This is a genomic window from Arthrobacter sp. SPG23 (assembly GCF_000876655.1).
Classification (GTDB): Bacteria; Actinomycetota; Actinomycetes; order Actinomycetales; family Micrococcaceae; genus Arthrobacter.
The window spans coordinates 110,406-131,495 of the sequence record NZ_JYCN01000032.1; the positions used below are offsets into that span (position 1 = coordinate 110,406).

Annotated in this window: 21 protein-coding genes and 1 pseudogene; 13 read left to right on the forward strand and 9 right to left on the reverse strand. The window is 66.8% G+C overall.

What is annotated here, in order from left to right; translation table 11 throughout:
• Positions 1–70: 70 nt before the first annotated feature.
• Positions 71–811 (reverse strand): IclR family transcriptional regulator, encoded by a 741-nt coding sequence (locus tag TV39_RS21110; protein ID WP_043485696.1) that lies wholly within the window; start codon positions 809–811, stop codon positions 71–73.
• Positions 812–1,176: 365 nt separating this feature from the next.
• On the opposite strand from TV39_RS21110, the gene TV39_RS21115 reads away from it, so the two are divergent.
• Complete coding sequence (locus TV39_RS21115) at positions 1,177–2,496, forward strand: MFS transporter (protein ID WP_043485630.1); 1,320 nt, start codon at positions 1,177–1,179, stop codon at positions 2,494–2,496.
• A gap of 172 nt (positions 2,497–2,668) precedes the next feature.
• Here the strand turns inward: TV39_RS21115 and TV39_RS21120 are convergent, their stop codons facing one another.
• The 4 genes from TV39_RS21120 to TV39_RS21135 all read right to left on the reverse strand — a co-directional run bounded on the left by TV39_RS21120 (position 2,669) and on the right by TV39_RS21135 (position 6,723).
• Positions 2,669–3,751 carry an ATP-dependent DNA ligase gene (locus TV39_RS21120; RefSeq protein ID WP_043485633.1) on the reverse strand — a complete coding sequence of 361 codons (1,083 nt, stop codon included), beginning with the start codon at positions 3,749–3,751 and terminating at the stop codon, positions 2,669–2,671.
• Between the two features lie 94 nt (positions 3,752–3,845).
• Positions 3,846–5,219, reverse strand: a complete 1,374-nt coding sequence (locus tag TV39_RS21125; protein ID WP_043485635.1) for an NAD(P)(+) transhydrogenase (Re/Si-specific) subunit beta — start codon at positions 5,217–5,219, stop codon at positions 3,846–3,848.
• Positions 5,216–5,512, reverse strand: coding sequence for an NAD(P) transhydrogenase subunit alpha (locus tag TV39_RS21130; protein WP_028271409.1), 297 nt, complete (start codon positions 5,510–5,512; stop codon positions 5,216–5,218). The genes TV39_RS21125 and TV39_RS21130 overlap by 4 nt, the downstream gene beginning before the upstream one ends.
• Positions 5,512–6,723 carry a Re/Si-specific NAD(P)(+) transhydrogenase subunit alpha gene (locus TV39_RS21135; protein WP_043485698.1) on the reverse strand — a complete coding sequence of 404 codons (1,212 nt, stop codon included), beginning with the start codon at positions 6,721–6,723 and terminating at the stop codon, positions 5,512–5,514. Before TV39_RS21135 ends, TV39_RS21130 begins: the two co-directional genes overlap by 1 nt.
• Positions 6,724–6,942: 219 nt before the next feature.
• Between TV39_RS21135 and TV39_RS21140 the strand changes: the two genes are divergently transcribed.
• The 3 genes from TV39_RS21140 (at position 6,943) to TV39_RS21150 (ending at position 10,043) form a co-directional block, all read left to right on the forward strand.
• On the forward strand, positions 6,943–7,929 hold the full coding sequence (locus TV39_RS21140; RefSeq protein ID WP_043485637.1) for a TIGR03885 family FMN-dependent LLM class oxidoreductase: 987 nt from the start codon (positions 6,943–6,945) through the stop codon (positions 7,927–7,929).
• On the forward strand, positions 7,926–9,617 hold the full coding sequence (locus tag TV39_RS21145; protein ID WP_043485639.1) for an alpha-amylase family protein: 1,692 nt from the start codon (positions 7,926–7,928) through the stop codon (positions 9,615–9,617). The genes TV39_RS21140 and TV39_RS21145 overlap by 4 nt, the downstream gene beginning before the upstream one ends.
• Before the next feature lie 189 nt (positions 9,618–9,806).
• A complete protein-coding gene (locus tag TV39_RS21150; RefSeq protein ID WP_043485642.1) occupies positions 9,807–10,043 on the forward strand; it encodes a hypothetical protein in 237 nt (78 codons plus the stop codon).
• Between the two features lie 5 nt (positions 10,044–10,048).
• Here TV39_RS21150 and TV39_RS21155 read toward each other — a convergent pair whose 3' ends face one another.
• From TV39_RS21155 to TV39_RS21165, 3 genes are read right to left on the reverse strand one after another with little or no spacing between them, the layout of a single operon-like run.
• Positions 10,049–10,336, reverse strand: a complete 288-nt coding sequence (locus TV39_RS21155; RefSeq protein WP_043485643.1) for a MoaD/ThiS family protein — start codon at positions 10,334–10,336, stop codon at positions 10,049–10,051.
• A gap of 9 nt (positions 10,337–10,345) precedes the next feature.
• Complete coding sequence (locus TV39_RS21160; RefSeq protein WP_043485646.1) at positions 10,346–11,479, reverse strand: WD40/YVTN/BNR-like repeat-containing protein; 1,134 nt, start codon at positions 11,477–11,479, stop codon at positions 10,346–10,348.
• Positions 11,480–11,537: 58 nt separating this feature from the next.
• Entirely contained in the window at positions 11,538–11,738 is a 201-nt protein-coding gene (locus TV39_RS21165; RefSeq protein ID WP_043485699.1) for a hypothetical protein, read from the reverse strand.
• Positions 11,739–11,959: 221 nt separating this feature from the next.
• On the opposite strand from TV39_RS21165, the gene TV39_RS21170 reads away from it, so the two are divergent.
• The 8 genes and pseudogenes from TV39_RS21170 to TV39_RS21205 all read left to right on the forward strand — a co-directional run bounded on the left by TV39_RS21170 (position 11,960) and on the right by TV39_RS21205 (position 20,392).
• Complete coding sequence (locus TV39_RS21170) at positions 11,960–14,293, forward strand: CHAT domain-containing protein (RefSeq protein ID WP_043485648.1); 2,334 nt, start codon at positions 11,960–11,962, stop codon at positions 14,291–14,293.
• Between the two features lie 2 nt (positions 14,294–14,295).
• On the forward strand, positions 14,296–14,652 hold the full coding sequence (locus TV39_RS21175; RefSeq protein WP_052500653.1) for a CU044_2847 family protein: 357 nt from the start codon (positions 14,296–14,298) through the stop codon (positions 14,650–14,652).
• An 80-nt stretch (positions 14,653–14,732) separates the two neighbouring features.
• On the forward strand, positions 14,733–15,239 hold the full coding sequence (locus tag TV39_RS21180; RefSeq protein ID WP_043485650.1) for a universal stress protein: 507 nt from the start codon (positions 14,733–14,735) through the stop codon (positions 15,237–15,239).
• Positions 15,236–15,769 (forward strand): DinB family protein, encoded by a 534-nt coding sequence (locus TV39_RS21185; protein WP_043485652.1) that lies wholly within the window; start codon positions 15,236–15,238, stop codon positions 15,767–15,769. Before TV39_RS21180 ends, TV39_RS21185 begins: the two co-directional genes overlap by 4 nt.
• Positions 15,770–15,994: 225 nt before the next feature.
• Positions 15,995–17,237: pseudogene (locus TV39_RS21190) on the forward strand (MFS transporter).
• A 79-nt stretch (positions 17,238–17,316) separates the two neighbouring features.
• On the forward strand, positions 17,317–17,664 hold the full coding sequence (locus TV39_RS21195; RefSeq protein ID WP_043485653.1) for a metal-sensitive transcriptional regulator: 348 nt from the start codon (positions 17,317–17,319) through the stop codon (positions 17,662–17,664).
• An 85-nt stretch (positions 17,665–17,749) separates the two neighbouring features.
• Positions 17,750–17,980 carry a heavy-metal-associated domain-containing protein gene (locus tag TV39_RS21200; protein WP_144406497.1) on the forward strand — a complete coding sequence of 77 codons (231 nt, stop codon included), beginning with the start codon at positions 17,750–17,752 and terminating at the stop codon, positions 17,978–17,980.
• Positions 17,981–18,043: 63 nt separating this feature from the next.
• Positions 18,044–20,392 (forward strand): heavy metal translocating P-type ATPase, encoded by a 2,349-nt coding sequence (locus tag TV39_RS21205; RefSeq protein WP_043485655.1) that lies wholly within the window; start codon positions 18,044–18,046, stop codon positions 20,390–20,392.
• On the opposite strand, the gene TV39_RS21210 is transcribed toward TV39_RS21205, so the two are convergent.
• Positions 20,389–20,661 carry a DUF2277 domain-containing protein gene (locus TV39_RS21210; protein ID WP_043485658.1) on the reverse strand — a complete coding sequence of 91 codons (273 nt, stop codon included), beginning with the start codon at positions 20,659–20,661 and terminating at the stop codon, positions 20,389–20,391. The two genes, TV39_RS21205 and TV39_RS21210, sit on opposite strands and share 4 nt — an antisense overlap.
• Before the next feature lie 222 nt (positions 20,662–20,883).
• On the opposite strand from TV39_RS21210, the gene TV39_RS21215 reads away from it, so the two are divergent.
• A partial coding sequence (locus TV39_RS21215; protein ID WP_043485661.1) for a hypothetical protein occupies positions 20,884–21,090 on the forward strand: 207 nt, incomplete at its 3' end.

The following is a 21,090-nucleotide window of genomic DNA, read 5'->3' on the forward strand; positions in this document are numbered from 1 at the left end:
ACATGTTGCACTGATGTTCTTATGACGAACAAATAAGGACGACGGCGACCGTCCCCGGAGACGATGCGGCTCATCGCTGCGGCAGCCTTGCGGCCAGTTCCGCGGCGGCCTCTTGGAGCACGGGAACAAGGGCCGCCAGCTCCTCCAGGCTGAGCCGGAAGACGGGAACCGCCGTGGCCAGGGACGCGAAGGCATTGCCCTGGGCATTGAAGACAGGAACTGCCACGGCGCGCATGCCGAGCTCGTTCTCCTCATCCATGACGGCATAGCCACGGCGGCGGACCTGCTCGATCTCGGACCGGAAGGCCTCGCGGTCCGTGATGGAAAATTCGGTCAGCGGCTCAAGTTCCAGCTCCTCCACCAGTCGCTTCCGCTCAGCGTCCTCGGCAAAGGCCACCAGCGCCTTGCCCACAGAGGTGGTGTGCAGTGCGCCGAGATGCCCGGGATCACTCGTCACCCGGAACGTCTGCGGCCCGTCCACCTTGTTGACGGTGAGGTGGTGGTTTCCGTCGCGGACGGACAGGATGGTGGCCTCCCCGGTCTTCTCCGTGACGCGGCGAAGGATGGGCAGTGCTGTTCCGGCAAAACCGTGATGATTGGACACGCGCTGGCCCAACTGGAAGACACGCAGGCCCAGGTGGTAGCGGCGGCCGTCCGGTTCATAGTCCACAAAACCGTCCCGCGTGAGCGAGCCCAGGAGCCGGTAGGTGGTGCTGAACGGCAGCTCCGCGCGCCGGGACAGCTCGGCCGCGCTGGCGCCCCGCGGCTCATCGCCCAGCAGGACCAGAAGGCCCAGGGCCTTGCCTACCATGTCCGTACGGGAATCTTCCTTGGCGGCCCTGGGCGCCTTCGCCGCTTTCGCAGGCGCTTCCGACAGGGCCTCGACGGGCGGGCCGGCCACAACGTCCGGTTCTGTGCTTTGGTTCACACTCATACCCTGATGTTGCCACATTGTGAGAGCTATTTCTAGATGGTGATTATTTTCCTTGACAAGTGACAGTCCTCACAGCCATCATTGCTATATCGCACAAGTAGCTCCCACCATGTGGCTACTCGTCCGGGTCTTTACACGGACCACCGGCCGCCGCCAGCGAAGCCTCCATCTGGGTCTCCAGAAATGAAGCGCGGCGGCTGCGAAAATCCATCCGCGACAATGTCGTCACACAAAGGAACACCATGAGCCAGACACTCCCGTCCACGACGCCGGGCACCGCTGCACCGGCCGGGACCCCGAAGAAGGCAGCCCTCGCCAGCTTCCTGGGAAGCGCCGTCGAGTACTACGACTTCTTCATCTTCGGTTCCGCCGCCGCGCTGATCTTCCCGCACGTGTTTTTCCCCAATGCTGATGCCAACGCCGCCATCATGTCCTTCGCCACCTTCGGTTTCGCCTACGTGGCACGCCCGGTTGGCGCCGTCATCCTGGGCCACTTCGGCGACCGCGTGGGCCGGCAGAAGGTCCTCATGTTCACCCTGGTGCTGATGGGAGCGTCCACCTTCGTCATCGGCTGCCTCCCGGACTTCAACACGGTGGGCTGGTGGGCTCCCGCCCTGCTGGTGCTCGCCCGCCTCTGCCAGGGCCTCTCCGCAGCCGGTGAACAGGCCGGCGCTTCCTCCATGACTCTGGAGCACGCCCCGGACAACCGCCGTTCCTTCTTCACGTCCTGGACCCTCACCGGCACCCAGGGCGGCCAGATCCTCGCGGCCCTCGTCTTCATCCCCGTGCTCGCCCTGCCTGACGAGGTCAAATACGGCATCGGCTGGCGCATCCCGTTCTGGCTCAGCGCCGTCGTGGTCCTCGTGGCCTTCTTCATCCGCCGCACCCTGCACGAACCGCCGGCATTCGCCGAAGCCCAGAAGTCCGCTGCCATCTCCAAGCTGCCCGTGGCAGACCTGCTGAAGCACCACTGGCGCGATGTCCTCCGGGTTGTGGCCTGCGCCTTCATCGCCGCGGTATCCACCGTGTTCGGCACCCTGGCCATCAGCTACGCCAAGACCGTGGCCGGCGTGGACGGCACCACCACCCTCTGGCTCGTGGTCGGCGCCAACTTTGTGGCCCTCGGCACCCAGCCCCTGTTCGGCATGCTGTCGGACAAGATCGGCCGCAAGCCGGTCTTCATCTACGGCGCCGTTGCCAGCGCCGTCCTGACGCCGGTGTTCCTGCTGAGCCTCGAATCGGGCAGCGTACCGCTGATGTTCCTGGCAGCCATCGGCTTCTTCTCCTTCGGCTACGCAGCCTCCAACGCCGTCTGGCCGTCCTTCTACGCCGAGATGTTCAGCACCAAGGTCCGGTTCTCCGGCCTGGCCATCGGCACCCAGCTCGGCTTCCTGATGGCCGGTTTCGCCCCGGCAATCGTGGCTGCAATGGGCGGCATCAAGCCCGGCGGCTGGGTCCAGATCAGCATCTTCACGGCAGTCATCTGCGGCATCGCGGCAATCTCAGCCCTCACGGCCAAGGAAACCTTCAAGACTCCCACCCGCGAGCTCGGCCTGAAGTAGAACCGCGGCACCCGGCCGCCCGCCGTCGTGACCCTGTTTCGAAACAGGACGGGACGGGACACGGCGGGTCCTCGGAAAATCCGGCAAGTCTCGCGCAAAAGAAGGTCACGACGGCGGTCCGTCCCCTCCCGGGGCGGGCCGCCGGTATTTAAGGCACCGGAGTTTAGGCGGGTCAGGTGGCCAGCACGTCGGCGAGGTCGTACTTGACGGGCTCTTCCAGCTGGTCATAGGTGCAGGATTCCGGGTCCCGGTCTGGCCGCCAGCGGACGAACTGCGCGGTGTGGCGGAACCGTTCGCCTTCCATGTGGTCGTACTTCACTTCCAGCACCCGCTCGGGCCGGAGGGGGACGAAGGACAGGTCCTTGCCCGCGCTCCACCGGCTGCCTTCGGCGTTCCGCGGCGTCCGGCTGCCCTCCTCCTGCTTGGCCCAGGCCCAGGGGTGGCTGTCGAAGTCCGTCACCAGGGGCTGGAGTTCCTCGAACAAGTCCTTGCGGCGCTGCATCGGGAAGGCACCCACCACGCCCACACTGGCCAGTTTGCCGTCGCCGTCGTAGAGCCCCAGCAGCAGGGAACCGATCCGGTCCGGCCCGCTGGTGTGCACGCGGTAGCCGGCCAGGACGCAGTCCGCCGTGCGTTCGTGCTTGACCTTGAGCATCACTCGTTTGTCCGGCTGGTAGCTGCCGTCCAGCGCTTTGGCCACGATGCCGTCCAGGCCGGCGCCCTCGAACTGGTGGAACCACTGCTGCGCGGTGCCGTTGTCCCGGGTGGTGGAGGTCAGGTGGACCGGCGCGGAACTGGCCGCGAGTGCCTTCTCCAGCATGCTGCGCCGCTCCGAAAACGGGCGGCCGGTGAGGTCCTCGTCGTCGAGGGCCAGCAGGTCGAATGCCACGAAGCTGGCGGGCGTCTGCGCGGCGAGGAGCTTCACCCGGCTGGCGGCGGGGTGGATCCGCTGCTGGAGGGTCTCGAAGTCCAGGCGGTCACCGGACGCACCCACCAGGATGATTTCGCCGTCAAGAACGCAGCGGGGCGGCAGGTTCACCTTCAGCGCCTCGACGAGCTCGGGGAAGTAGCGGGTCATGGGTTTGCCGTTGCGGCTGCCGATCTCCACTTCGTCGCCGTCCCGGAAGATGATGGACCGGAAGCCGTCCCACTTGGGTTCAAAGCTCCATCTCGGGCCGGAATCCGGGACCTCGGGCAGGGTGCTGACGGCTTTGGCCAGCATGGGCGCGATCGGGGGCATCACCGGCAGTTGCATAACGCCCATTCTTGCCGGGAGGTCCGCTCCGCACCACCCCTGCGGGCCGGGAACCTCCGCGGCAGCGCCCCGGGCCGCGCTGGAATCAGCGCGCCTACAGGGCCTTGACCGCCCCCAGGACCTTGGTCAGCGAATCCTTCGCGTCGCCGAACAGCAGCGTGGTCTGCGGTTCGTACAGCAGTTCGTTCTCGATGCCCGCAAAGCCCGGCCGCATGGAGCGCTTCAGGAACACCACCTGACGGGCGTCGGCCACTTCCAGAATGGGCATGCCGAAGATCGGCGAACCCGAGGACGTCTTCGCTGCCGGATTGACCACGTCGTTGGCGCCCACCACCAAGGCAACGTCGGCGGTCTTGAATTCCGAGTTGATCTCGGTCATTTCCTTCAGCTCCTCGTACGGCACATTGGCTTCGGCCAGGAGCACGTTCATGTGCCCGGGCATCCGGCCGGCCACGGGATGGATGGCGAAGTCCACCTGGATTCCGCGCAGCTGCAGGGCCTTGGCCAGTTCCGCGGCGGTGTGCTGGCCCTGGGCCACGGCCAGGCCATAGCCGGGAACGATGATCACGCGCTGCGCGTAGCCCAGCAGGACGGCGACGTCCTCCGCGCTGGAGGAGCGCACGGGCCGCTCACTGACCGCGGTGGAGCCCGCCGTCGAGCCTCCCCTGAACGCCCCGAACAGGATGCCGGCCACGCTGCGGCCCATGGCCGCAGCCATGGCGCGGGTCAGGATGGTGCCTGAGGCTCCCACCAGCGTGCCGGCCACGAGCAGCAGCACGTTGCCCAGCACCAGGCCCGAGGCCGCGACGGCCAGGCCGGTGAAGGCGTTCAGCAGCGAAATGACGATCGGCACATCCGCCCCGCCCACCGGCAGCACCAGGAAAATACCCGCGGCGAGTCCCAGCACCAGCAGCACCAGGGCCAGCGGCAGCGAGCCGGTCAGGACGACGGCGGCGCCTGCACCCAGCGCGGCGAGCAGCACCGCCGTCATGATCACGGGAAGTCCGGGGAAGACCACCGGCCGGGTGGTCATCAGCTCCTGAAGCTTGGCGAAGGTCACGGCGGAACCGGCGAAGGACACCGCGCCCACCAGCAGGGTGAAAGCGATGGCCAGGCGGACCCACGCGTCCTCAGTATGCGCCAGCTCAAGCAACGCCACGAGGGCAGCAGCGCCGCCGCCCACGCCGTTGAACGCGGCAACGAGCTGCGGCATCTGCGTCATTTTGACGCGCCGTGCCACAGGAGCGGCCACGGCGGTGCCCACGGCAATCGCGCCAAGGATCCACGGAATGTTGTCCAGCCGCGCCGACAGGAACACGGTTGCCACGCCCAAGACGGCTCCCGCGGCGCCCACAAGGTTGCCTCGGCGGGCAGTTCGCGGCGAGTTTAGGCCCATGAGGGCCAGGATGAACAACACTGCTGCCACCAGGTAGAGGAGCCCCGTCCAGGCCGGGCCCAGGATGCTCATCGCGGCCCCTTCCCGTCTCTGCGCCCGCGGAACATCTCCAGCATGCGGTCGGTCACCACAAATCCGCCCACCAGGTTCGCAGTGGCCAGCACGACGGCGAGCAGCGCGACGGCGAGCACCCACGGGTCCGCAGCCTGGCCGGCCACGATGATGGCGCCCACCAGGATGATGCCGTGGATGGCATTGGCCCCGGACATGAGCGGCGTGTGCAAGGTGCTGGACACCTTTGAGACCACCTCGAAGCCCACGAAAACCGCCAGCACGGTGATGGTGAGCAGGCTGATGCCGTCCATTAGGCCACCCCCTCGTTTGCGGGCCGGTTCCCGGGCTCCCCGGGAACAGACTCACCGGGAACGGGCTCCTCGGACAGCGCGAGCACCTCCGCCGTGGGCGCGTGCCGCACCTCGCCGTCGTGCGTCAGGCACGTGCCTGCCACCACCTCGTCCTTGAAGTCCAGGGACAGGGTTCCTTCCCGGACCACCAGGGCAAGCAGGTTGGCCACGTTCTTGGCGTAGAGCCGGGAGGCGTCCGCCGGCATGGCCGATGCGGCGTCTTTCAGGCCCACCAGCGTCACGGTGCCCTGGCCGTCTGCCGTGTCCACAGGGATGTCCTGGCCGGGCACTGACCCCTCCACGTTGCCGCCGGACTCCGCGGCGAGGTCCACCACCACGGAGCCCGGCCGCATTCCCTGCACCATTTCCCGGCTTACCAGGAGCGGGGCCCTCCGGCCGGGGACGGCCGCCGTCGTGATCAGCACATCCGCCTGGGCCACGTGCGGCGCCAGGAGCTGCCGCTGCAGGGCGCCTCGGTCCGCGCTCAGCTCGCGGGCATAGCCGCCTGCGGCCTCTGCCGTCTCCAGGTCGAGCTTGATGAAGGTTCCGCCCATCGAGGCGACCTCGTCTGCCGACGCTGGCCGGATGTCGTTCGCAGAAACCCGCGCACCCAGCCGTTTTGCCGTGCCGATGGCCTGCAGTCCGGCCACGCCTACGCCGAGCACCAGCACGCGAGCGGGCGGAACGGTCCCCGCCGCCGTCATAAAGAGCGGGAAGAACCTCGGCAGCCGGATGGCCGCTTCCAGTACGCAGCGGTAGCCGGCCACGAGGGCCTGGGAGGACAGGGCGTCCATCGACTGCGCCCGGGAGATCCGCGGCACCAGTTCCATCGCGAAGGAGGTCACCCCGGCGGCGGCCAGGGCCCGGACCGTGGGAAGTTCTGACGACGGCGACGCGAGGCCCGCGGTGACGGCCCCGCGGCGCAACGCCGCCGCCGTCGCCGGTTCCAGCGGCCGCACATGGGCGAGGATGTCGAGTGTGCCGGGGTCCAGTACGGGCACAATCCGGGCGCCCGCCCGGACATACGCGTCGTCGCTGTAGCCGGCCGCGGTTCCGGCCCGGGATTCGACCAGGACCTCAAGCCCCATGCCGATCAGTTGCTGCACCGTCTCCGGGGTTCCGGCAACCCGCCGTTCGCCCTCGCGGTGTTCCCGCGCAATGCCTAGCTTCACCCGCCACTCCCTTTCCAGCGTCATCGCTGTCCCGGGTCATCGCTGTCATTGGTCATCGCTGTCCCGGGTCGGTACTGGCTAGAGTCTATGCAGAAAGATCCGGCTCCGCTGGCTGACCCGGCATGATTCCGGGCGAAAGCGCCGTCCGTTGCGGTCCGACTTTCACGTCCGGTCCCGGAATTCCTCGACACGCCCCGCCACCGCCGGTAGACATTAACGATGGCAACTATCGGTTTTCACGCATCGCATGAACAGATCAGCCCGGGCCAACTGCTGAAGGACGTCCAACTGGCGGAACAGGCCGGGTTCGACGCCGCTATGTGCTCGGACCATATTGAGCCCTGGTCCGCCCGGCAGGGCCACTCCGGCTTCGCGTGGTCCTGGCTGGGGGCTGCGTTGGCCACCACCTCACTCCGTTTTGGCGTGGTCACGGCACCGGGCCAGCGCTACCACCCCGCGATCATCGCGCATGCCTCGGCCACCCTGGCGGACATGTTCCCGGGGCGGTTCTGGATGGCTCCGGGCAGCGGGGAGAACATGAATGAGCACATCACGGGGGACGCGTGGCCAGCCAAGGAAACCCGCCAGCAGCGCCTGGAGGAGTGCGTGGACGTCATCCGGCGCCTGCACAACGGCGAGGAAGTGACGCACCACGGGCTGGTCACCGTGGAACAGGCACGCCTGTGGGACGTTCCGGAAACCAGGCCGCCGCTGATCGCCCCGGCCATCAGCGTGCAGACCGCCCGGCGCGCAGCGGCTTGGGCGGACGGCCTTGTCACCGTCAACCAGCCCCACGCGAAGCTGAAGGACATGCTCGCCGCCTACCGGGACAACGGGGGCAGGGGCAAGGCAGTGCTGCAGATCCACCTGTCCTGGGCACCGCGGGAGGAAGACGCGGTTTCGATAGCCCTGGACCAGTGGCGGTCCAACGTCTTCGCGCCGCCCATCCCCTGGGACCTTCCCACCGCAGCCCATTTTGACGGCGTCAGCACCGACGTCGGCGAGGACCAGGTCCGGAGGGCGGTCAACATCTCCTCCAGCCTGGACCAGCACGCCACATGGCTGCAGGAGTACACGGACCTGGGCTTCGACGAGCTCTACCTGCACTTCGTGGGCCAGGAGCAGAAATCCTTCCTCGAGGCGTTCGCCGAACATGTCCTCCCCCGGCTGCGGGCTGGCGACCGGACCCGGGAGGTGACGGCGTGAGGATCGCGGAGACGTCCGATCTGTGGTGGAAGAACGCCGTGGTGTACTGCCTCGATCCGGAAACCTTCTTCGACGACGACGGCGACGGCACCGGGGATTTCGGCGGGCTGACCCAGCGCGTGGACTACCTGGCGGCGCTGGGCGTCACCTGCATCTGGCTCATGCCGTTCTACCCCTCGCCGGACCGGGACGACGGCTACGACATCACCGACATGTACGGCGTCGACCCGCGCCTGGGCACCCTGGGCGACGTGGTGGAGTTCATCCGGACAGCGAAGGACCGGGGAATGCGGGTGATCGCGGATTACGTCATCAACCACACCTCGGACAAGCACCCCTGGTTCAAGGAATCCCGGAAGTCCGTGGACAACCCTTACCGCGACTACTACGTGTGGCGGAAAGACACTCCCCCGGACACGTCGGAACAGGTGGTGTTCCCCGGTGAGGAAAACTCCATCTGGACCCAGGACAAGGCCACCGGCGAGTGGTACCTGCACATGTTCGCCAAGCACCAGCCGGACCTGAACGTCGCCAATCCGAAGGTCCGGGACGAGATCGCCAAGTCCATGGGTTTCTGGCTGCAGATGGGACTGGACGGGTTCCGGCTGGATGCGGTGCCCTTCTTCCTGGAGCTGCAGGGCGTGTCCAAGGAGGACGCGGCGAAGATCGACCCGCACGACTACCTGGCCGCGCTGCGCAGCTTCCTGAACCGGCGCAACGGCAGCGCGGTGCTCCTAGGCGAGGTCAACCTCCCCTACAAGGAACAGCTGAAATACTTCGGCGGACCTGACGGCAACGAACTGAACATGCAGTTCGACTTCCTGAGCATGCAGAACCTCTACCTGTCCCTGGCCAGGGAGGACGCCCGGCCGCTGGCCAAAACCCTGGCCGGCAGGCCGCCCATCCATCCGGACAACCAGTGGGCCATGTTCGTCCGCAACCATGATGAGCTGACCCTGGACAAGCTCAGCGACGAGGAACGCGCGGAGGTTTTCGCCGCCTTCGGCCCGGACCCGGACATGCAGATGTACGGCCGGGGACTCCGGCGCCGCCTGCCGCCGATGCTCGACGGCGATCCCGCACGGATCCGCATGGTCTATTCGCTGATGTTCTCCCTTCCCGGAACCCCCGTCCTTTTCTACGGCGAGGAGCTCGGGATGGGTGAGGACCTGCGGGCCAAGGGCCGCTCCGCCGTCCGCTCCCCCATGCAATGGACCGACACGGCAAACGGCGGCTTTTCCACCGCCCCGGCGGACAAGCTGGTGGCGCAGGTGGTTGACGGCTACTTCGGGCCTAAGAACATCAACGCTGCCCAGGCAAAACGCGACCCGGACTCGCTGTGGAACTTCATCGCCGCACTCATCCGCAGCTACCGGGAGAGCCCGGAACTGGCCTGGGGCGACTTTGAGCTCATCAAGCAGGCCAATCCCGGCGTGCTCCTGCACAGCTGTACGCGCGCGGGTTCGACGCTGGTCCTGGCGCACAATATGGCAGCCCAGCCGGCGTCCGTTACGGCAAAGGTTGTTTCCCCGGAAGATCCCAAGGAGACCTTCGACGGCGCCGTCCTGCTGGACCTGCTCGACGGCGAAAACGTGGCCTTGGCGGCCGACGGCGGCTTCGAACTGGAGCTGGAGCGCTATGGCTACCGCTGGTTCAGGGTCCAGCACCCCGCCGATAGGCGGATATAGCGCAGGCGGATATAGCTCCGGCGGATCTGACGCCGGCCAGAAAGCTGCTGTCAGCTGCGGAAACAACAGAGGCGCAGAAAACTAACGCGGCCATTACCGGCATGAAACGCGGCGGCAACAATGGCGCAGGACACTGGATGTGCCGGCAAATGCTGGCACCAGCCCAAGCCCCAGCTCAGGAGGCCCGCCATGTTGAAGGAAGCCAAAGCCCATGTAACCCGCGTTCGCGCCCTGGACCAGTTGCACCGCGGCGACGAGATCGAAGCCCGCCTCTCGGTGGGTCCCAGCTATGACGATGTGGTGATCCGCCGGGGCCGTGTGCAGGAGACTGCACCGGGCATCGGCGTCGTGTGGATCATGGACCGTCAGACCGGGATGCGCAAAGCGATCAACACGGACGAATGCAGCGTCTGGCGAGTAGCCTGAGCCCTTCAGCCGCCGGCCACGGACTGGATGATCACCACTTCCTGACCGGCAGCCACTTCAGTTTCCAGTCCCCGCAAGCGCCGGACCTCATCCCCGTTCACGTAAATATTCACGTAGCGGCGGAGGGTGCCGGTTTCATCCCTCAAACGCCTCGCAAGCACCGGATAATCCCCGGCCAGCGAGTCCAGCAAGAACCCCACAGTCACCGCACCGTCGGCGGGCGTAGTCAGGATGGACTGCCCGCCGGCGAGCGGCTGGAGGACACTGGGCAGCACCACGCTGATGTCAGCCACAACGGACCCCTAAGCGGGCACCGGAGCGCCAGGCACCAAGGCCGCGGACACCACGGCGGCACGGACACACAGGACGTCCGGCAGATGTGACGCCACTTCGGTGAAGTGCTCGCCCTCGTCCGGGCTGGCGTAGACCGAGCCACCGCGCGTTCCGAAGTACACCCCGACGGGTTCTGCGGAATCCACCGAGGCAGCGTCACGGAGCACCGCGTTGTATTCGCCCTGCGGCAGCCCGGAATCAAGGCGTTTCCAGGTCTTACCGGCATCGTCCGTCCGGTGTACTGCCAGCTTCCCGTCCGGCGGGATGCGTTCGCCGTCGGCCTTGAGCGGGATCACCCATGCGGTTCCGGCCCGCCGGGGGTGGGTGAGCATCACAAAACCAAAGTCAGCCGGAAGTCCTTCCGCTATCGACTCCCAGTTTTCGCCGTTGTCATCCGTGCGGTACACCCCGTGGTGGTTCTGGGCGTAAAGCCGGCCTTCGACGGCAGCATCCGCCGCGATCTTGTGCACACACTGGCCGAATTCAGGATTGGGATCAGGCATAAAGTACGCAGAGATTCCCTTGTTCCGCGGCTCCCAGGAGGACCCGCCGTCGAGCGAGCGGTAAACGCCGCCGGTGCTCATGGCAATGTGCACGTCATCCCCGGAGGGATTGACGACGATCGAGTGCGCGGCCGCGCCGCCGTACCCTGCACCCCATTCGCTGCGGTGCGGATGGTCCCAGAGTCCGCGGTTGAGTTCGAAGTGTTCGCCGCCGTCCGTGGATTTCCACACGGAAATGGGTTCTGCGCCCGCCCAGACAACCCCTGGGCGGGAGTCGGCGTCGGGGTATATCTGCCAGATACGCTCCACCGCGGCGTCAGTGCCGTCCGGGAACTTGATGGCGCCCTGTTCGGGCTCCGTCCACGTCGCACCGAGGTCATCCGAATGCGCAACAGTGGGACCCCAGTGCTCGGAGCGGACACCCACCATGATGCGGGTACGCCCGTTGCGGGTGTCGATGCCGATGCTGGGGACTTCACTCATCAGGAAATGCGGGCCGGACATGGACCATGTCTGCCGGTCCTGGCTGGTCGCCAGCCACAACCCTTTTTTGGTACCGATCGCTAGGACATAACTCTGTTCGATGGCCATGCACCCCATGCAACCACTCCGGCCCGGAGGCCGCAATGGTTTGGCGTGACGTTATGCGCCCGGCAGGTCAGTCCACGAATTCCGACTGCGTCTCGATGAAGTCCCAGTCCGCAGTCGTGAGGACTCCGGTGGCGGTCTCCGGGTGCGGGCCGCCGGCCTCGGCAATCCCCTGCAGCACAAACAACGGCAATTCGTCCGTACGCAGGTTCTCGCGCAGCCATTCCTTGCTGGCCAGGTCCAGATCAAGCCACCACATGTAGATTTCCACGCGGACCACCTCTCCCTATGCGTCAACGTTATTCCGCGGCAAGGGGGGTGTACAAGGGTCCAACGGCCATGGTGCCGGCTTGGCCGCAGTGCAATCCGTTGCCCCTTGTGCCGGCACTTCCACTGCGCCAATCTTGTTGTGTAGGGCTGCCCGGCGCACCCGCCCCGCGGGCGCCGGAGGCCCGCTGTGGAGGCACTCCGCGCGGCGTTGAGAAGGTTGTCATGGACGGCGACATAGAACTCGAACTTGCATCAGGTTCGGAGCCGGGTGAGTACACCGTGCGCGTCGTGCAGGCCCCGGCCGGAGGCAACGCATCGGGGCTGTTCAGGCTGGATGTGGACGGGATCCTGGGACGCCGCGCGGAATTGGAGTCCACCGTCCTGGCCTCCGCGGTGGCCGCCCGCCGCACAACGCCGGTGGCCGAGCTTCCGGTGCGGGGCGTGGGCCAGGAACTCTTCCAGGCCCTCTTTACCCGCGAGGTCTACGGAACGTACCGGGCGAGCCTGGGCGCCGCCCAGCACAGCGGGCAGCAGCTGAGGGTGGTGCTCCGCCTCGCTGCACCTGAACTGGCCGCGATGCCGTGGGAAATGTTGTTTGACCCGGAAACCGAGAGCTACCTGTGCCAGACGGAGCCGCTGCTTCGTCACATTCCCGCGCCCGACTACCACCTGAACCCGCTGGAAGTCGTCCCTCCGCTGCGGATCCTGGGCCTGATTGCCTCCCCGCGCGACCTTCCGCTGCTGGACGTCGAGGCGGAGCGGGACCATCTCGCTGCAGCCTTGGCGGGTCCGGTTTCCGAGGGGCGGATTGAACTCGTGTGGGCGCCGGGCGGTACCTGGGAGGAGATCCAGTCGATGCTGCTCGACGGCCCCTGGCACGTAGTCCACTTCATCGGCCACGGTGACTACGACGCCAGGAACGATGAAGGCCGGATCGCCCTGGTGGGGGCAGACGGCCGCGCCTCCATGGTCCGGGCCATCCGATTCATGGCCTTGTTGAGCGTAGCCGCACCCCGCCCCCGTCTAGTGGTGCTGAACTCCTGCTCCTCCGGAGAAACGGGCCGGGAGGATCTCTTCTCCGGTACCGCCTCCACGCTGGTCCGTAGCGGCATCAGCGCGGTGGCCGCCATGCAGTTCGCCATCAGCGACGGCGCCGCGATCTCCTTCGCGCAGGGCTTCTATGCCGCGATAGCGAACGGCCGCGGCGTGGATGAGGCCGCCCGGGTGGGGCGGATCTCCGTCATGGGAAGCCCTGACGGAACACTGGAATGGGTGACGCCGGCGCTGTATGTCCGGGGCGGCGACACGAAACTGTTCAATTTAAAGGCACCGAGCCGTCCCGCGGTGGCGCGCAAAGTGGACCCAGCCGCGCCCGTCACCACGGCTTCCGGAAACGCCACGGCGGGAGCACCAGAGCGCTCCGATGCCCGGATCCGGCAGGCCGAACTCCGCGCGCTGTATGTGCAGGCCTGTGCCGAGCTGCGAACCAAGCATTACCCGGTGGCCATCGAGCTGTTCGATGACCTCCTGACGCTTGATGGCGGCTACCGCGACGCGGCGCTGCTCCGCGCTTCCGCTGCGCAGCACCTGGAACGTGCCGAGGCATACCACCACGCCCGGGAAGCCGAATCCGCCGGGGACTGGACAGCGGCTGCCGACGGTTACGCCGCGGTGCAGGAGGATCCGGATTTCCCCGACGCCGCAGCCCGGGCGCGTAATTGCGCCAAACGGCAGCGGATAGCCGATCTTCAGGGTGAACTGGAGTACCACGCCGGCAGCGGAAACTGGCAGGCCGCAGTGGACGTGGCGGCAGAACTCTACGCCCTGGATCCCGCCGCCACTGATCAGGACGGACTCGCGACCAAGGCACGCGACGAACTGCGTCGGGAAAACGACGCGCTGCGGGCGGCCCAGAGGAATGCCCAGAAGGCTACCCGGCAGGCGGTGCCGGAGCGGAGCGGCAAGGAGAGCGCCGGGGCGAAGAGTGCCGGGGCAGATCTGCGGCCTGCAGCCGCTGGTCCCGATCCGCGCTTCCTTGCCGCCGGCGGGGCAGTCCTGGCCGTAACCGGCGCCCTTCTCGCAGCCTTCTTCGCCTACCTCAACTGGGGCGATCACGACTGGTGGTATTCCGGCGGGGAAGTCAGCGTGCGTCTCGTCTACGGACTCCTGGCTCCAGCGGGCTACCTTCTGCTCCTGCTCGCCGGGCTCCCGGATCGGACCGAAACAGGCCGCGTGACTCTGGCCATCGCAACCGGAGCGGGCGCGCTGCTGGGATTAGTTGGCCTGGAACAGGAACTTCTGTGGGCGGCCACCGCGGCCACCTTGGTTCAGGCACTTTTTGGCGGGTGGGCGGCCGTGCGGGCAATCCGCGCTCCGGACACGCCGGCACTGGCCGGGTGGCTCCTCCTGATCTGTCTGGTAACGCTGCCACTGATGTGGATCCCCGGCGACGACCTGTCAGCCCGGGCGCTGGTGCTCACAGTGCAGAATTCCACCGTAGCCGCCAGCGGCTTGGTCTTCCTGGGACTGGCTCTCAGACGGAAGAGGAAGGACTAGAGATGACACGACTGGTGGAATTTCCTACGGACGGGGGCGGAACCGTGCTCCTGGAAGTATCAGACACCACGGGCGGACTGGTAACGCGTGGCGGCGGGCAGAGCGGCGTCTTCGCGCGGGCACAGCAGACCTTTGAGCGCGCCCTCAGCAACATCCGGCCGGCCGTCCAAGGCGTCATTGATGAACTCACAGCCCTCCCCGACAAGCCGGACGAAGTGTCGGTCAAGTTTGGCCTGGACCTGCATGCCGAAGCCGGTGCGTTCATTGCCGCTGCCAGCACCAGCTCAAACTTCACGGTGACCCTCACCTGGCGGCGCCCCAAGCCGGCACCGGAGGCTCCGGACAGCGATCCTGACTAAGCCGGCCCGGCCCAGGCAGTGCCGGCGGCCCGCTGCGTGGCCGCGCTGTTCAAGGAATGCGCGCAGGGACACAATGGAGTATGTCTCCCGAACGCTATAGCGGTCCGCCTCCCCTGGTAGTAGGAGTGTTGCCCGGACAGCACCCGGAAGTGCTGCACTCGGCCACCGGCCTCGCAGAAAAACTGGGCGTCCCCTTGTTGTGCGCCTACGTGGACGAGGCAAGCTACCTCGTCGAGTGGGACCCGGCGCGGTCGGCGCACCGCCTGTCCCTGCATCCGGACACTGACGATGCCGATGTCCGGGCAGTCAGCGAAGAGCTTCGCGGCGTTGTAGGGGCGGCCTGCGCCACTAAATCAGTGGAGTGGACACTGCGGATCCTGTCCGGAGACCCGGCCCGCGCCCTGGGCCGGATGGCGGCGGAGGCCAACGCCTCCATGATCATCGTGGGAACGCCGGAGCGTGGCCTGGGGCACCGTCTTTCGGCAGCCCTCAACGGTTCCGTGGCGGCGTGGCTGACCCACCACCAGGACCGTCCCGTCCTGGTGGTCCCCGCCCACATGGGCGCCCACCGGGACACCCCAGGGTGACCGCCGCCCCGGGTACGGTCCAGCACGGCTACGAGCGCAACTGCAGGGAACTCGAGCGGTGGCTGGCCGCCGCGTCCGACGCGGACCTGCGCCGCACAAGCACGGGCACCCGCTGGACCAATGAGGAACTGCTATTCCATATGGTTTTCGGCTACATGGTGGTGCAGGCCCTGCTGCCCCTGGTCCGCTTTTTCGGAGTTCTCCCGGCGCCTATCAGCCGGGTGTTTGCCTGGTTCCTCAATGCCGGAACCGCACCGTTCGACGTCGTCAATTACCTCGGTTCCAAAGCTGCGGCCCTCGTGTTCAACCGGAGGCGGATGGCGGCGAAGCTCCGGCGGGTGACGCGCTCCCTCGAGCGGCGGATGCGACGCGAGTCAGCCGCTGCAATGGACCGGGGAATGTCCTTTCCTGACCGCTGGGACCCGTTCTTCACCCCGTGGATGTCCTTGGCGGACGTCTATGCCTATCCCATCGAACACTTCGACTTCCATGCCACCCAGCTCAGCCTGGGCCCCGGCACCATGCCGTGAAGAAATGTCCGGAAAATGCCGTCCATGAAATGGGGACGAAAGACCCTGTAAAAGTAAAGCGAAAGTAGTTATTCATGGTGGTAGCGCTCACCGCTACCGCCAAGTAAGCTGGAATTCGCAGGAAGATGTTGGACCTGCCCCATAAGCTGCTCCGGAGTGCGTATCCCCCAATAACGCACTCCGGAGCTTTTTAACGTCAGGCCGAATTCGGGGCCAGACAGCAATATGCGGCGACGGCCGCCCGGCAGGAGCAATCCAGTGACCACAGAGCCAATCCGCACGCCGACGGCAGCCGTCACCGCTCCGCTCTACGCCGCAGGCTTTGTCACAGCCTTCGGAGCGCACAGCATCGCCGCCGGAATGGGCGCCCACAGCGGTGATATCGGACTGAGCCTGCTCAACCTGGGTATCCTTCTGGCTGTTTATGATCTCGCCGAGGTAGTGCTGAAGCCGGTGTTCGGGGCCTTGAGTGACCGCATCGGCGCCAAGCCGGTGGTCGTGGCGGGGCTTTTCGCTTTTGCACTCATGTCACTGATCGGACTGTGGGGCGCAAGCCCCGTGATGCTCGGCCTCGCCCGGATCGGCCAGGGCGCGGCCGCCTCAGCGTTTTCGCCGGCTTCCTCGGCGATGGTTGCGCGGCTCGCCGGCCCTAAAGCAGGAACCTATTTCGGCCGCTACGGTTCGTGGAAGAGCCTGGGCTACGTTGCGGGCCCGCTGCTGGGTGCCGGCCTGATCTTCCTGGGCGGCTTCACGCTCCTCTTTGCCGCCCTGGGCGTCCTTGCCGCCGCCACCGCAGTATGGGCGATGGTGACACTGCCGCACCTGGCCCCCTTGCCGCGGCCCAGGTACACGCTGCTGGATCTTGCCCGCCAAGTGACGCACCGAAGCTTCCTCGTTCCTACGCTCGTTCTGGCAGCAGCCACCGGCGCCCTGGGCACGGCCATCGGCTTCCTCCCCGCACTGGCCACCCGCCACGGACTGGACCCGGCAGCCGCCGTGGCCGCCGTCAGCGTGCTGGCACTCGCGTCCGCTGCGACCCAACCCTGGGTTGGCCGCCTGCGTGATCAGGGCCGGCTCCAGGACGGTCCCGGCATGACAGCCGGGTTGCTGCTGACGGCGGCCGGAATCGCCGCCGTGGCGTTGCTTCCCGGGCCGGGCACCATCTTCGGCGCAGCCGTGGCCATCGGCGCCGGGATCGGTATCGCCACCCCCCCTGGGGTTCGCTCACCTCGCGGCCACCACACCGCCGGAGCGGCTGGGACGGACCATGGGATCAGCCGAGCTGGGACGGGAGCTGGGCGACGCCGGCGGCCCGCTCCTGGTGGGAGCCGTGGCCACAGCTTCTGCACTGCCCGTGGGCCTGGGAGTCCTCGCCGCGGCCGTCGCCGCGGCCTCCCTGCTCGGCGTCGGCAGCATCGGGCGTGGGACCCCCTCTCCTGCGTCAGCAACGGACCGGAGCGCAGACTGATAACTCCCGGGCCACCGTTTGCGAAAGATACCCCCTGGGGGTACTTGCAACATACCCCTTAGGGGTATATGTTGAGGAGATGAACCCAGCAGAAGACGCCGGCACCCGGACCGCGGATGCCGAAGCCGCCCCCCAGCATGGTTACACCTCGAACAAAGAGGCCTACCTGCGCCGGCTCAAACGTATCGAGGGGCAGGTCCGCGGAATTGCCCGGATGGTGGATGAAGACAAGTACTGCATCGACATCCTCACTCAGGTCGCGGCCGTAAACAAAGCCCTGCACGCAGTGAGCCTGGGCCTTGTCGAGGAGCACATCGGCCATTGCGTCGTCGGCGCCGCCTCGGAACCCGACCCGGAGCTCCGCGCGGAAGCCATCGACTTCAAGGTCAAGGAGGCCACCGATGCCATCGGGCGCCTGCTGCGGTAGCGGCAATCCCACCCACCACACCATCCGGATGATCCGACCGGGCCAGTCCGGCACTAGCGGCAACGCCGAAAAAAAGGAGCAAACCATGAGCCCCGTATCCACCACCGTGAACGTGTCCGGCATGACCTGCGGACACTGCGTGTCCTCCGTGAGCGAAGAATTGGAAGCGCTGGAAGGCGTGGAAGCGGTCGACGTCGACCTTAACGCCGGCGGCATTTCCACCGTCACCATCACGTCCGAAAAGGCTCTCTCCCGCTCCGAGATCGGCGAAGCCGTAGCCGAGGCCGGCTACCTGGTGGTGGCCAACGAGGCCTGAACCGCCCGCGGCGCCCGGCCGCCCACCTACTGCGAAACATATACCCGACAACGAGGACACTCCGTGAGTAACGAGCAACTGCTGCACCAACCGGCCACCCGCGTGATTGAACTCGATATCGAAGGCATGACCTGCGCTTCCTGCGTGGGCCGGGTGGAACGCAAGCTCGGAAAGATCGACGGCGTGGAAGCCTCGGTAAATCTGCCCCTCGAATCAGCCCAGGTCACGGTCCCGGCCGGCATCACCGACGAACAAATCACGGCCACCGTGGAAGCAGCAGGCTACAAGGCCCGGGTGCGGCCACCCCGGTACCCCAGCCAAGTAACCGGACGCGACGTCCCGGATCCGGCTTCAACAGGCTCAACCGCCGGATCCGGCGAACTTGGTGACCACCTATCGCACGGTGGCACCGCGGCGCAACTCAAACCGCGGCTTATCGTGGCGGCAATCCTGACCCTCCCGGTGTTCGCGATTTCGATGTTTCCAGTGTTCCAGTTCGCCAACTGGGGCTGGGTGGCCGGAATTCTCGCTTTGCCGGTGGTCACGTGGGCTGCCTGGCCGTTCCACCGCGCCGCGGCCATCAACGCCCGGCACCTGGGCTCCACCATGGACACCCTGGTCTCCATCGGCGTCACAGCCGCCTACCTGTTCTCCGCCTGGCAGTTGCTGGCCGATCCGCGCATGACCGAACACCCCGGCATGGAAATGGGCCCCGGCGGTCTGTACTTCGAGGTGGCTTCCGTTGTCACCACGTTCCTGTTGCTGGGCCGCTACCTCGAAGCCAACGCGAAGCAGAAGGCGGGGGACGCCTTGAAGGCGCTGCTGAACCTCGGCGCCAAGGACGCCACGGTGCTGGCCGACGGCGCCGAGATAAGAATCCCGGCAGACCAACTGGCGGTAGGCGACGTCATGGTGGTCCGACCCGGCGAGAAAATCGCCACGGACGGTGTGGTGATCGACGGTTCCTCGGCTGTGGACGCCTCCCTGGTCACGGGCGAGTCGGTTCCCGTCGAGGTGGGCCCGGACAGCCCCGTCACAGGCGCCACCATCAACACCTCCGGCCGACTGCTGGTGCGCGCCACCAGGGTTGGCTCCGAAACCACACTGGCCCAGATGGCCCGCCTGGTTTCCCAGGCGCAGACCGGAAAAGCTCCCATCGCCCGCCTGGCGGACCGCATCAGCGCGGTGTTCGTTCCGATTGTGCTGGTAGTCGCCGTCCTCACGTTCGCCGCGTGGCTCCTGATCGCCGGGCCGGCCATCACTGACGCCGAGCTCCGAGCGGCCTTCACCGCCGCCGTGGCGGTTCTGGTGATTGCCTGCCCCTGCGCCCTGGGACTGGCTACACCGGTGGGCCTCCTCACCGGCACAGGCCGCGGCGCCCAGCTGGGAATCCTGATCAAGGGGCCGCAGGTGCTTGAAGACACCCGCACCGTGGACACCATCCTGCTGGACAAGACCGGCACCGTAACCACCGGCCATCTTGCCGTGGACGACGCCTTGGCCTTCGGCACGCGCAGCAGCACTGAAGTGCTGCTCCTTGCCGGGGCAGTTGAGGCCGCTTCCGAACACCCCATTGCCCACGCCATTGCGGCCGCTGCACTGTCCGCGGAACGCCGGAACGACGACGGCGGGCAGCTACCCGCCGTCGAGCGGTTCCGGTCCGCGCCGGGCGGCGGAGTTTCCGGACAGGTGGGCGGCCGGCTGGTCATCGCCGGACGGACGGGCTGGCTGCGGGAAAACGGCATCCCGGTCACGACGGAACAGCAGGAGGCGCTCCGGAACGCCGAAGAATCCGGTGCCACCGCCATCTGGGTTGCCGTGGACGGGGAGCCGGCGGGAATTGTCTCGCTGCGCGACACGATAAAGCCGGGCTCGGCTGAAGCGATTTCGCGGCTGAAGCAGTTGGGACTCCGGCCGATCCTGCTGACCGGAGACAACGCCGCGGTGGCCGCGCAGGTGGCCGCCGCCGTCGGCATCGCTCCGGAGGACGTGTTCGCCGGGGTGCTGCCTGAAGGCAAGGTCGAGGCCGTGCGGAAGCTGCAGGCTGACGGCGCCACCGTGGCCATGGCCGGCGATGGCGTGAATGACGCCGCAGCCCTCGCCCAGGCCGATCTGGGCATCGCCATGGGCTCCGGCACGGATGTGGCCATCGAAGCTGCGGACCTGACCGTCATGGGAAATGACCTGACGCAGGTGGCACAAGCCATCGAGCTGTCCCGGCGCACGCTGGCCACCATCAAGACCAACCTGTTCTGGGCGTTCTTCTACAACGCCGTCGGAATTCCCGTGGCGGCGCTGGGCCTGCTGAACCCCATGATCGCCGGGGCGGCCATGGCCGCAAGTTCGGTGCTGGTGGTTACCAACTCGCTCCGGCTCCGCACCTTCGGCAAGCCCGGCGGCCGGGGCGCTTAGGCGGCGCCGAAGCGGACTGCCGCCTTGGCACGAGCCTTGGCGGCCTCCTCGTCCCGGTCCTTGGCCGGAGCATGTGTCACCAGCGAATCGAGCAGGTGCTGGGTGGCGTGCGCGATCTCGTGCACGGCGCGGTTGAACGCCTCCTCATTAGCCTTCGACGGCTTCGTGCTGCCGCTGATCTTGCGCACATACTGCAGCGCAGCGGCTTCCACCTCGGCCGATGTGGCATGGGGCTCAAAATTATGCAGGGTCCGGATGTTGCGGCACATAGTCCCATGCTAGGCTCTGGACCGCCTGGGATCGAGGCCCGCAGCCTGTCCGGAGACCACTGGCCCGGCAGCCGCCCGCATGGCCAGGACTGCATGGGGAGCGGTGCCCATCGACAGTGGTTTGGGCCGCGGGATAGTTTCTAGGTAATGGATCTTCCGGATGAGCCGGGGGCCGCTGGGGATGCCGATCGGATCGGGTCCGTTGACTGAAGGAGAAAACTAATGGCTATTTGGGGTGCAGACATTGCTCAGCTCAAGGCACTGGGAACCAAGCTTCAGGCTGGTTCGTCCGAGATCGAGAAGGCCAAGTCGCAGCTGACGAAGGCTCTTGACAGCACCGACTGGAAGGGCCCGGACGCTGAGAAGTTCCGCAGCGAATGGTCCGGCCGCCACGTAGCGGACCTGGCCCGGGTGGCGCGTGCTCTGGAA